A 12,902-nucleotide genomic window follows, 5' to 3' on the forward strand; every position below is an offset into this window, starting at 1 on the left:
ATGAAAGAACTAAAACATATCAACAAATACTTTTTTAAGTATCGTTATAGGTTGTTATTTGGAATTTTAATTACCATTGGCGCAAAAATATTTGCACTTTTTATGCCTAGATTTTTAGGCAAAGCAATTACGATTATATCGAAAGCGTACAATAATGAAATCTCCAATTCTGTCTTTAAAGAGCAATTAGCTTTACATATTTATTATATCATTGGAGCTGCAATTGTTACTGGCATCTTTACATTTTTAATGCGGCAAACCATCATAAATGTGTCTCGCTACATAGAATATGATCTAAAAAATGAAGTTTACCAACAATATCAAAACTTATCGCTTAATTTTTATAAAGCTAACAGAACTGGAGATCTAATGAATAGAATTAGTGAAGATGTTGGTAAAGTAAGAATGTATTGTGGGCCAGCCATCATGTACACCATTAATACTATTACGCTTTTCATTGTTGCACTTATTTACATGTTAAGTGTAGCACCAAAACTGACTTTATATACCGTTTTACCATTACCAATTCTTTCTTTTATTATTTACAAATTAAGTCGTGTCATCAACAAACGTAGTAGAATTGTACAAGAATACTTATCACATTTATCAACGTTTACTCAAGAATCTTTTAGTGGAATTTCAGTCATTAAATCCTATGGAATTGAAGGTCCTAATTTTGATGAGTTTAATGCCCTATCCGAAGAAAGCAAACAAAAACAAATAGATTTAACCAAAGTGCAAGCCTTATTTTTTCCGTCTATGATTTTGCTCATTGGTGTAAGTAATATATTGGTTGCATACGTAGGTGGCATGCAATACATTAATGGTGAAATTGAAGAAATAGGAACTATTGCCGAATTTTTAATTTATGTCAACATGCTAACTTGGCCAGTGGCAACGGTTGGCTGGGTTACAAATTTGGTACAACAAGCAGAAGCCTCTCAAAAGCGAATCAATGAGTTTTTAAAACAAGAACCCGAAATAAAGAGTCTCAATCCAATGTCTACTACCATTAATGGTGATATCGCATTTAATAATGTTACTTACATCTACCCAGACACTAATATTACAGCACTAGACAATGTTAGTTTTTCTCTTAACAAAGGAGAAACTTTAGCTATTTTAGGAAAAACAGGATCTGGTAAATCTACCATCTTGGATCTGATCGGACGCTTATATGATGTTCAAAAAGGTAGTATTACGATTGATAACACTGCCATAAGTCAAATAAATCTCGAAAGCTTAAGAAATAATATTGGATATGTACCTCAAGATGCCTTTTTATTTTCAGATACTATTGAAAATAATATTAAGTTCGGTAAAGAAGATGCTAGCGAAGAAGACATCATTAATGCTGCAAAACTTGCAGACGTACACAAAAACATCAAAGCATTTAAAAAAGGATATCAAACCATTTTAGGAGAACGTGGAATAACCTTATCAGGTGGTCAAAAACAAAGAATCTCAATTGCTAGAGCAATTATTAAAGCACCACAAATCATGTTATTTGATGATTGCTTATCTGCTGTAGATACCGAAACAGAAGAAAAAATACTCAAAAGTTTGCGTAAAATTTCCAAAGGAAAAACTACAATCATTGTAAGCCATCGTGTATCTTCTGCTAAAGATGCTGATAAAATTATCGTGCTTGAAGATGGTAAAATCATCCAGAACGGAACACACGAATCTTTAGCTAACACTGATGGTTACTACAAAGAACTTTACTTGAAACAGCTAAGTACAAAAGAATTATAATTTTTGTTGTTTACTAATCTTTTTTTTTAGATTTTTGATGCGCATTCAAAACAAAAAAAAATAGCTATGAGTGATCACGGAATGATGGAAAAAGAGGAAATATATTCAAAAGTATTAAGAGCAGGACGAAGAACCTACTTTTTTGATGTAAGAGCAACCAAAGCTGGAGATTATTATCTTACGATTACAGAAAGTAAAAAATTTACCAACGATGATGGTTCGTTTCATTATAAAAAACACAAAATCTACTTGTATAAAGAAGATTTTTCAGAGTTTAATGAGATTTTAAGAGAAATGACAGATTACATTATTTCTGAAAAAGGAGACGAAGTAATTAGTGAGCGTCATCAAAAAGATTTCAAAAAAGAAGACTATTCAGATAACAATACTGAAAGCTCAGAATCTAATACCGATTCTGATTCTGCAGATAAATTTACAGACATCAATTTTGAAGACATATAGTGCTTCACTTTGTTAAATTATACTAAACCGCTATTCTATGAATAGCGGTTTTTATATTTTTATACCTTAACTAACTTTTATTATGAGACTAACTTTCCTTCTACTTGCACTTAGCCTACTTCAACTAAATGCACAACAATTAGACTTATCATATTACCTCCCGCAAAACACTACATATAACAAAAACATACCTACACCAGAATCGGTAATTGGTCATCAAGTTGGCAAATGGCATGTAACTCATGACAAACTAGTACAGTATATGGAAGCTTTAGCAAAGGCTTCAGATAGAATTTCTATTGAAAATCGAGGGTCGACGTTTGAAGACAGACCTCTACTTCTACTCACAATTACATCTCCAAAAAACCATATCAATCTTGAGGATATCAGACAAAAACATCTAGCTTCTACAGAAAGTAATTCAGTAGAAACTAACAATATGCCAATAGTCGTTTACCAAGGGTTTTCTATCCATGGAAATGAACCTAGTGGTTCAAATGCAGCACTCTTGGTTGCTTATTATTTAGCGGCTGCCGAAAGTAGTGACGTTACAGAACTCCTTGATCAAACTGTGATTCTATTTGATCCATCTTATAACCCAGACGGATTACAACGTTTTGCTTATTGGGCAAACACCAATAAAAGTGATAATTTAAACCCAGATCCTAATGATAGAGAATATCGCGAAGTCTGGCCTGGTGGGAGAACAAATCATTACTGGTTTGATATGAATCGTGATTGGCTTCCTGTACAACTTCCAGAATCTCGAGTACGAATTGCAAGTTTTCATAAATGGCTACCAAATATTTTAACAGACCATCATGAAATGGGAACTAATGCTAGTTTCTTTTTTCAGCCTGGAATTCCATCAAGAACTCATCCATTAACGCCAAAACTAAATCAAGAACTCACAAAAAACATTGGAAATTATCATGCTGAAGCTCTAGATAAAATTGGGTCTCTATATTACACCGAAGAGAATTTTGATGATTTTTACTACGGAAAAGGATCTACCTTTCCAGATATTAACGGGAGTATTGGAATCCTATTTGAACAAGCAAGTTCTCGTGGGCACGCTCAAGAAAGTGATAATGGTATTTTGACATTTCCTTACACTATAAGAAATCAATTTACTACAGCATTATCTACACTGGCTGCTGCTAAAGGAATGCGTAAGGAGATTCTCCAATACCAGCATGATTTTTATAAAAATGCCAGAGCAGAAGCAAATAAAGAACATGGAAAAGCCATTGTTTTTGGCGATGAAAAAGATGCAGCAAAAACATATCATTTAGCTGAAATTTTAAACCGTCATAAAATAGATATTCATGAATTGAAATCTGATATCGTAAGTAATGGAAAACGCTTTAAAAAAGGGAATGCCTATGTAATTCCTAAGAACCAAAAGAACATAAGATTAATCAATGCTATGTTTGAAAAGCGTACCAAGTTTCAAGATAGCTTGTTTTATGATGTATCGGCTTGGACCTTCCCATTGGCATTCGGATTAGACTATTCTGAAGATATTTCAACCACTAACGCAGGAGAAAAAATTAGTGGTTTACAATTAAAGCCAGGTTCAGTAACCTCAAAAAGTAACTACGCGTATTTAATGGAATGGCATGAATATTACTCTCCTAAGGCACTAAACGCTATATTAGAAAGTGGCTTACGCGCTAAAGTTGGGATGAAGCAATTCAGTATGAATGGAAAAGCATATGATTATGGTACTATATTAATTCCTGTCCAAAATCAAAATAAATCTATAGACGAGCTGTATACATTCTTGCAAAAGATTGCTAAAGAAAGTCATATCGATATTGATGCTGTAAGCACCGGATTAACAAAAGGTATTGATTTAGGCAGCAGCCAATTTAGAGCTATAGAACAGCCAAAAGTAGCAATGATTGTTGGTGATGGCATTAGGAGCTATGATGCAGGCGAAATTTGGCATGCTTTTGACCAGCGTTATGATATAAAGTTAACAAAACTAGATACACGATCTTTAAATCGTGTTGATTTAAGTCGCTATAACGCTATCATTTTACCGAGTGGTTCTCCTGGAGCAAGTGCTACAAAACAGCTTAAGGAATGGGTTCAAAGAGGTGGCACATTAATTGGATATCGCAGTGCCTTAAATTGGTTAAAATCGAATGAATTTATAAAACTAGATTTTAAAAAGATGGAGCTAGAAGCTAAAGACATCGCTTTCGAACAACGTGGTGATTTTAGAGGAGCGCAAGTGATTGGCGGCGCCATTTTTGAAGCAGACATCGACCGATCTCACCCTATAAACTTTGGATATAAAAATGATAAAATAGCATTATTTAGAAATAACACCTTGTTTATGAAAGCTGATAAACAAAGCTATAACAACCCTATTAGGTATACTAAAGCCCCACTGTTAAGTGGTTATATTTCTAAACCGAATTTAGATAGTCTGGCATTAACAGTACCTTATAAATCTAAAGGTTTAGGTCGAGGAACTGTAGTCGTATTTACCGACAATACAAATTTTAGGGCGTTTTGGTATGGCACTAACAAACTTATGATGAACGCTATATTTTTTAGAGAAGAGTTATAATTTTATTGATAACAAAGCTAGTAGGAATACATTGAAAAGGTACATAAGTGCAAATTTGAGATGCAAGATCAACCCTAAACTAAGCATCACAAAAATGATAAAAAGTGGCACTAAAGTGATAGCAATTGCAAACCTAAATGTAGATGTAAATTCAATTTCTTTAATTTTTGGTTGAGCAACAAATTTCCAAATAACATAAGGCAAGCATAAATTAATTATTAGCAAAATCTTAAACACCTTCTTTAAATACTGATATCGATTTGGAGGTTCTTGCTTACAAAATTTAAAATTGCTCGCTATACAAGCATTAACAGCTTCAGGCTTTGTAAAATCGACATTCAAGTTATGTAATTGTTGTATTATTTTATCATAATCATTGGTATCGACATGCGTTGTAAGTTGCCTTAATTGTAAAGCAACTTTTGATTTCAAGTGAGAAACTTGATTGTTTTCATGTTTTAACACATCAGAATTGACTAGCATAGGGGTTCCAAAATTGATAAGCACACTATCGCTAAACTGGGTTGCATGCTGAAAATTAAGCCCTACAGGAATCAAATGGAGTTCAGTCTCAGGATACCGTTCTAGTGTTTCAAATACTATACGAGTAAACCCTTTGCTCAAGGGTCTAACTGTTCGCTTTAGATTATGACTCCCTTCAGGAAAAATCACAACCGCTTCATTTTGACTTAACAATTCAGAACTCTTAGAAAATATCGAATTATTTTTAGTCAAATTTCCCCAGCCATCTCTTATACGATACACAGGAAGCATTTGAAGGCTTTTCAACACCCTACTCACCATAGGTTTTTTAAATACGGCTGCTCGTGTTAAAAAGTAGGAAAACCGACCATTTTTTGTTGCGATAAGTAAGGCATCTAATAATGCGTTTTGATGATTGGCCAAAAATAACACTGACTTATCTTTTGGAATCACATTCGCATTGGCCACCTCTATTTTTTTAAAGTAAAAGAACAACCCTAAACGCAAATAAGCGCGTACACTAAATAACCATAACTGTTTCAATTCTTAATAATTTTTGAGGGTTTACAACTCCAAAACAAGGCCAAAAACAAGCCAGATATAATATGCCAAATTCCCCAAAAAGCGGCAATTATAGCCATACCTCCAAGGTTACTAAAAAATGTAAAAATAAGCAACAAGCCCAAACCTGAGTTTTGTATACCTGTTTCTATAGCTAATGTTTTTTGATTTTTAAAGGATAAACCTAAACCTTTTGCAACAAAAAAACCAAGAACAATAGCCAGGATATTATGAGTAACCCCAAGCGTTAAAACATGTTGAATATAGGCATTAAACACCTCCATATTCTTGGAAAATGCAATGATTACAATTGCAATAAAAATTATTATTGAAACTGGCTTAAGTACATTAGACAATTTGTCTGCGAGAAGTTTGTTTTTAAATCTCATTGACATACCTAGTATCAGTGGAATTCCTAAAATCAAAAGGGCTAATTTAACAAGCTCAAAAGGCTCTAACGCAACCTGTTTTAATAGTAGGGCTGTGGGTTCATACAAATGACCATACAATTGAAAGTTTAATGGCGTCATAATTATTGCTAATAATGTTCCAATAGCTGTAAGACTCACAGATAATGCTGTATTCCCATTTGCCAAATGTGTCATGAAATTTGAAATATTCCCACCAGGGCAAGCTGCGACCATCATCATTCCTAAAGCGATACTTGGTTGTGGTTTCACTAATATAATTAGTAAAAATGTAACTAAAGGCAATAACACAAATTGGGACACTATTCCAGCCAAGACAACCTTAGGTTGCTTAAGCAAAACTTTAAAATCGCTAATAGAAATACTAAGAGCCACGCCAAACATAATTAATGCTAAAGCCGTATTTAAAATCCATAGACTTTCAGTATCAAACTGAATGTTTACCTTATCTAAGTCTTCCATGTACTAGCTTATTGTTAACCCATTTTTGACGATCTGCTCTGGATGCAACAGAATGACCTCTTTGTCACGTACAGCACCTAATACTAAACACTCACTCATAAATTTAGCTATTTGCTTCTTCGGAAAATTAACAACCGCAATTATCTGCCTGTTTAATAATTGTTCCTTTGTATAAAGCATTGTGATTTGTGCAGATGATTTTTTAATTCCTAAATCCCCAAAATCAATAATAAGCTGATATGATGGGTTTCGAGCTTCAGGAAAATCATTGACTTCAATTATTGTTCCTACCCTTAAATCGACTTTTGTGAAGTCTTCGAAAGTTACTATATTATCCATTCTTTAAACTTACAAATTAATCTTAACATCTAATCTATGGCCTTAACTCCTTCTAATATGCTTCCTCTAGGAACAATAGCTCCAGATTTCAAACTCATCAATACAATAGATAACACAATACTATCATTACAGGATGCTAAAGGTGTAAATGGCACGATTATAATGTTCATTTGCAACCATTGCCCTTTTGTAAAACATATCAACAATGCTTTATCTATACTTGCAAAAAATTATATTTCAAAAGGAATAAACTGTATTGCAATTTCGAGTAATGATATTGAAAATTACCCTGAAGACTCCCCTCATTTAATGAAACAGAATGCTATAAATAACAATTTTATTTTTCCATATTTGTATGACGAAACCCAAGATATAGCAAAAGCTTACGATGCTGCTTGTACACCTGACTTTTATGTGTTTGACACTCATCTAAAATTAGTTTATCGCGGTCAATTGGATGATTCAAGACCAGGTAATGGCATTCCAGTTACTGGAAAGGACATAAGAAATGTATTAGATAGCATGTTAAATAATGAGTCTATTCCCGAAGCACAAAAACCAAGTATCGGTTGTAATATTAAATGGAAACAAGGTTAAACTTTGTCAAAATAAGTGTTTAAGTTTTTCGTTTTTATCAAAATCAGTCTATGAAACTACAACTTCAATTTTGCATACTATTGCTAATTTTTACGAGCCTATTTAATTGCAGCAATGATGCTTCAAAAGATTGTAACAGCATAGAAATGCACTTTGAGGATATTGATAATTTCTGGAGTGCTTACGACAAAATTAAAACCTTAAAAGACCATAGTGAACGTACAAAAATCATCCAACACCACTATATCAACAAAAGTAGCAAAGGCTTAAAATTACTGATTAAAAAAGACCAATTAACAGCATCGGATTATGCTACTTTTATGAAAGACACTGTATTCTTTAACTCTATTAAATCGATAACCCTAAACTCTAAAAAAGACACTTCAAACATAAGATCTCATTTGCGTGATTTTGAAAAATTATATCCAGATGCCCAATTCAATGATATTTACTTTGTAATGGGACAGTTTAAACGTGCCGGGACAGTAATAGATAGTACAATGATTATTCAGCTTGAAAAAAACGCACGAAGTGAACACACAAAATCAGCATTTTTATTTAATGATGATCAGCTTAAAAACATAAACCATTATGAGTCATTAATTCCTTTAGTTGTCCATGAACAAGTACATGTTAATCAAAAAAACATCAATACTAGGACTTTGCTATCAAAATCGATTTGTGAGGGTTCTGCCGATTTTTTAATGTACCTCCAAACGGGAAAATTACCATCTTCTCTTTTGGAAACTTATGCCTACGGAAAAGCAAATGAATCATCATTATGGGTAAAATTCTTAGGCGACCTAGACATTAAATACCAATATATCAAAACCGACTGGTTTTATAATTATGACCGTACAGACATACCGCCTGACTTAGGGTATTTTATGGGATTTAAGATTTGTGAAAAATTTTACAATGATGCTAAAGATAAACATAAAGCAATTGCCTTTATGCTTGACAGCTCTAACAGTGAAAAACTATTGGAGTTAAGTAACTATAATGGTGGTTTATAACACTTAAGCATCTTAACATTTCAGACTTGTTGTTATCAATAAAAATGTCGAACTTCGTCTTGCCCATTTCCTAACGAATCAACAACCTATTTTAATCGTTTATAATATCATAACAATGAAAAAATCAACCATTTTATTGCTTGCCATTATCATGATGAGCTTGCAATACACTAATGCACAAAAATCTAAAAAAGATGATTCGCAACCTTTAGATAAGGTTAAAATTGATGGCCTCAAATGGAGAAGTATTGGGCCATCATTAACTTCTGGAAGAATTTCAGACATTGCAGTAAACCCAAACAATCCTTTTGAGTACTATGTAGCATCTTCGGCTGGAGGGGTTTGGAAAACAATTAATGCAGGAGTTGAGTATACTCCAATATTTGACAATGAAGGCTCCTACTCTATTGGATGTATCACCATAGATCCAAATAATTCTAATGTCATTTGGGTTGGAAGTGGTGAGAATAACAATCAACGTTCTGTATCCTATGGTGATGGCGTATATAAATCTATTGATGGAGGACAAACATGGAAAAATATGGGGTTAGAGACCTCTGAACACATTGGTCGAATCATTGTTCACCCAGAAAATTCTGATATCGTTTATGTAGCTGCTATTGGTCCTTTATGGAGCAAAGGAGGTGATCGTGGTTTATATAGAACTTCCGATGGCGGACAAACTTGGGAAGCCATTCTTACCGTTGATGAGCATACTGGAGTCAACGATGTTCAAATGGATCCTAGAAATCCAGATATTTTGTATGCATCAACATTTCAACGTAGACGACATGTATTTACTTATGTTGGTGGAGGTCCTGGTTCTGGCATGCATAAAAGTACCGATGGAGGTAATACTTGGATCGAAATTAATACTGGCTTACCAAAGACAGAACTAGGACGTATTGGATTAGCCATTTCTCCTGCCAATCCTGAAATCATTTATGCCATCGTTGAAGCTGCAGATGGGAAAGGTGGATTTTTTGCTTCTACAAACAGAGGTGCAAGTTGGGAAAAAAGAGGTTCTCATAAAACTAGTGGAAACTATTATCAAGAAATCATTGCAGATCCTATTGATGAAAATACTATATACTCGATGGATACATGGATGTCTGTAAGTCACAATGGCGGAAAGACATTTGAACATGTAGGTGAAGTTACTAAACACGTAGACAATCATTGCATGTGGATAGATCCAAACAATAACAAACACTGGCTTGTTGGTTGTGATGGTGGTGTTTACGAAACCTTTGACGCCGCCAAAACATGGGATTTTAAAGAAAATATACCTGTAACACAATTCTACAAAGTTGCTGTTGATAATGACTATCCATTCTATAATGTTTATGGAGGCACTCAAGACAACTTCAGTATTGGAGGACCTTCTCGTGTACTTACCGATCATGGCATTACAAATTTTGACTGGTTTATCACTAATGGTGGTGACGGGTTTGAATCTCAAATTGATCCTAATAATCCAGATATTGTCTACGCACAATCTCAATATGGATTTTTGGTACGCTACGACAAAAAAAGTGGGGAAATTATGGGGATTCAACCTACTGAACGTGAGAATGAAAATAGCTACCGATTTAATTGGGACTCACCATTAGTAGTGAGCAGACATGCTTCGGGACGCTTGTACTTTGCAGCTAATAAAGTATTTAGATCTAATGATTATGGAAATAGCTGGGAAGTCATTAGTGACGACCTAAGTCGTCAAATAGATCGAAACACATTGAAAGTTTACGACCGTATTGTTAGTATTGATGCAGTTGCAAAAAATGGCTCTACCTCACTTTATGGTAGTATTGTTGCTTTATCTGAGTCTCCAATTGACGAAAATTTGATTGCTGCTGGAACAGACGATGGACTTATCCATATTTCTGAAAATGGAGGATCAACCTGGAGAGCCATATCTAATATTTCTGGAGCTCCAAATCAATCCTATGTCAATAGTGTATACTTATCAAAGCACGATGTTAATGTCATATATGTGGCATTCAACCATCACAAATATGGAGATTTTAAACCCTATATTTTTAAATCTAATGATAAAGGAAAAACCTGGACATCGATAAGCAGTAACTTACCAAAAAAAGGTAGTATCTATGCGATAGAAGAAGATCATGTTGATAAAGATTTGATTTTCTGCGGAACAGAATATGGCGCATTCTTTTCTCCAAATCAAGGGCAACGTTGGAAAGAACTATCTAATGGATTGCCAACCATAGCTGTAAGAGATATAGCTATTCAAGAACGCGAAAATGATTTAGTATTAGGAACATTTGGAAGAGGGTTTTACGTTATGGATGATTATTCTGCACTTCGAAATATAGAAAACAAAAAACCTTCAGAAGATGCTATAATTTATCCTGTTAGAAAAGCCTTGAGTTGGGAACGAAGTCTTCCTCTAGGTTTACCAGGAAAGTCATTCCAAGGCGATAATTTTTACACAGCTCCAAACTTAGGTCCTGAGGCTATTATTACTTATTATTATGGAGATACTTTTAAATCATTAAAAGATCAACGTACTGAAAAAGAAAAAGAACTTATCAAAAACCAAATAGATGCAAATTATCCAGATTACACCTCTTTAAAAGCTGAAATGGAAGAAGACAAACCATCCTTAGTCTTTACCATTAAAGATAGCCAAGGCAATGTGGTAAAAAAGGATTTTAAGTCCCCTAAAGAAGGCTTACAACGTTTCCATTGGGATTTAAGATACACACTTCAAACACCTATTAATTTAAAAAAGCCTGCATTTTATAATCCTTGGGCAACGGTAGACGAAGGTACACTTGTCACTCCTGGGACTTATACTGTTGAAATGGACTTGTATCAGAACGGAGATATGCGTCAGTTAGTTGCTCCAGTTTCTTTTGAAGTTGTTGCTCTAGAAAACACAGTTATGCCAGCTGATGACAGAGCAGCAAAAGTTGCATTTCAAAAACAGGTATTGCGACTTGAGGCCGACTTAGAAGCTTGTCAAAAAATAATTGGTGAAACGAACACTAGATTAAAACATATTAAAGCTGCTATTAAACGATCTGAGTTACCATATGGAGAACTATCAAAATCGGTAAAAACTATTGAAGATAAAATTAATAATCTCAATGTAGCGCTTTATGGTGATCCAGTAAAAAACAAATTAGATATTAGTCAACCTAAGAGTCCCGCAGCTCGTATTGGAGTAATGAGCTACGAACAAAAATATTCTACCTCAGCTCCTACGCAGACGCACAAAGACAGCTATGCTATTGCTAAAACAAAAATTACAGCATTAAAGCAAAAAGCTGAAGCTATATTTAATATTGATCTAAAACAATTAGAAGACAAACTTATAAAATCTGGCGCACCTTATACACCAGGACGAGGTTATAAGAACTAGATTTAATTTTTTAATAGAAAACCATAAAAAATCGGATAATATTCAATTATCCGATTTTTTTATAAGTGTTATACAAAACGTTAAAAGAACTATTTACTCTTTTAGTACAAAGCTAATTGGAATACTATAAGGTACACTAACAGATCGTCCTCGTTGTTTACCAGGTGTCATTTTAGGTAATAATCCAATGATACGAGCAGCTTCTTTCTCAAGAATCTTATCTGGGCCTCTTGTTTTTATCTTTGAAACTTGCCCGTTTTTATCTATTGCAAAAAGGACATAGACTTTACCGTATATCCCTAATTCTAAAGCTGTATCAGGATATTTAAAGTGCTTTTTAACATGAGCTTTAATAGACTTCTCGAAACATGCTTTTTTTTCAGCTTTAGAGCCATTCTCACAACCCGGAAATACAGGAATATCTTCAATGACTGCAAAAGGCACTTCAATATCTTCTTCAACTTCCTCGACTTCAACCTCTTCTACACTAACAACATCAGCAATGATATCGTCTTGTCCAATCTCACTACTTTCGATAATAGTTTCTTCAATTTCGACAACGTCCTCAACAATTTTTATATCCTCAGGAACAATTGCCGGAGCAGCTGGAGGTGGTGGTGGCGGTGTATTAAGATTAATAATTTCTATATCCTCTTGATCAAAATCGTCTAATTGTAATTGCTCTACAACATACGCATCAGACTCATAAAATTTATGTTCAAACAAAAGGTATGTTGTTAACAACATTAGATTTAAACCAATTGCAAAATACAGACTACTATTTCTACCCACTTCAACCTCTGGATTTTTCTTGACTTGCATAA

General features: G+C 34.0%; 10 protein-coding genes. 6 read left to right on the forward strand and 4 right to left on the reverse strand.

Annotated features, from left to right (window positions below):
* The 3 genes from ACTU6T_RS01390 to ACTU6T_RS01400 all read left to right on the forward strand — a co-directional run bounded on the left by ACTU6T_RS01390 (position 1) and on the right by ACTU6T_RS01400 (position 4,801).
* Positions 1-1,755, forward strand: coding sequence for an ABC transporter ATP-binding protein (locus ACTU6T_RS01390; protein WP_460219472.1), 1,755 nt, complete (start codon positions 1-3; stop codon positions 1,753-1,755).
* Between the two features lie 66 nt (positions 1,756-1,821).
* Entirely contained in the window at positions 1,822-2,217 is a 396-nt protein-coding gene (locus ACTU6T_RS01395) for a PUR family DNA/RNA-binding protein (RefSeq protein WP_460219473.1), read from the forward strand.
* Positions 2,218-2,299: 82 nt separating this feature from the next.
* Positions 2,300-4,801, forward strand: a complete 2,502-nt coding sequence (locus ACTU6T_RS01400; protein WP_460219474.1) for a M14 family metallopeptidase — start codon at positions 2,300-2,302, stop codon at positions 4,799-4,801.
* Here the strand turns inward: ACTU6T_RS01400 and ACTU6T_RS01405 are convergent.
* The 3 genes from ACTU6T_RS01405 to ACTU6T_RS01415 are packed head-to-tail and all read right to left on the reverse strand — an operon-like array spanning position 4,796 to position 7,074.
* Positions 4,796-5,827 (reverse strand): 1-acyl-sn-glycerol-3-phosphate acyltransferase, encoded by a 1,032-nt coding sequence (locus ACTU6T_RS01405; RefSeq protein WP_460219475.1) that lies wholly within the window; start codon positions 5,825-5,827, stop codon positions 4,796-4,798. The genes ACTU6T_RS01400 and ACTU6T_RS01405 overlap by 6 nt on opposite strands.
* On the reverse strand, positions 5,824-6,735 hold the full coding sequence (locus tag ACTU6T_RS01410; protein WP_460219476.1) for a bile acid:sodium symporter family protein: 912 nt from the start codon (positions 6,733-6,735) through the stop codon (positions 5,824-5,826). The genes ACTU6T_RS01405 and ACTU6T_RS01410 overlap by 4 nt, the downstream gene beginning before the upstream one ends.
* 3 nt (positions 6,736-6,738) lie before the next feature.
* On the reverse strand, positions 6,739-7,074 hold the full coding sequence (locus ACTU6T_RS01415) for a tRNA-binding protein (RefSeq protein WP_460219477.1): 336 nt from the start codon (positions 7,072-7,074) through the stop codon (positions 6,739-6,741).
* Positions 7,075-7,110: 36 nt separating this feature from the next.
* On the opposite strand from ACTU6T_RS01415, the gene ACTU6T_RS01420 reads away from it, so the two are divergent.
* The 3 genes from ACTU6T_RS01420 to ACTU6T_RS01430 all read left to right on the forward strand — a co-directional run bounded on the left by ACTU6T_RS01420 (position 7,111) and on the right by ACTU6T_RS01430 (position 12,078).
* Complete coding sequence (locus tag ACTU6T_RS01420; RefSeq protein WP_460219478.1) at positions 7,111-7,671, forward strand: thioredoxin family protein; 561 nt, start codon at positions 7,111-7,113, stop codon at positions 7,669-7,671.
* A gap of 50 nt (positions 7,672-7,721) precedes the next feature.
* Positions 7,722-8,687, forward strand: a complete 966-nt coding sequence (locus tag ACTU6T_RS01425; protein ID WP_460219479.1) for a gliding motility protein GldB-related protein — start codon at positions 7,722-7,724, stop codon at positions 8,685-8,687.
* Positions 8,688-8,802: 115 nt separating this feature from the next.
* Positions 8,803-12,078: a glycosyl hydrolase gene (locus ACTU6T_RS01430; RefSeq protein ID WP_460219480.1), complete on the forward strand. Its 3,276-nt coding sequence runs from the start codon at positions 8,803-8,805 to the stop codon at positions 12,076-12,078.
* 93 nt (positions 12,079-12,171) lie between these two features.
* Here ACTU6T_RS01430 and ACTU6T_RS01435 read toward each other — a convergent pair whose 3' ends face one another.
* On the reverse strand, positions 12,172-12,900 hold the full coding sequence (locus tag ACTU6T_RS01435; RefSeq protein ID WP_460219481.1) for an energy transducer TonB: 729 nt from the start codon (positions 12,898-12,900) through the stop codon (positions 12,172-12,174).
* Positions 12,901-12,902: the final 2 nt, after the last annotated feature.

It is taken from the genome of Psychroserpens citreus, from assembly GCF_055686305.1.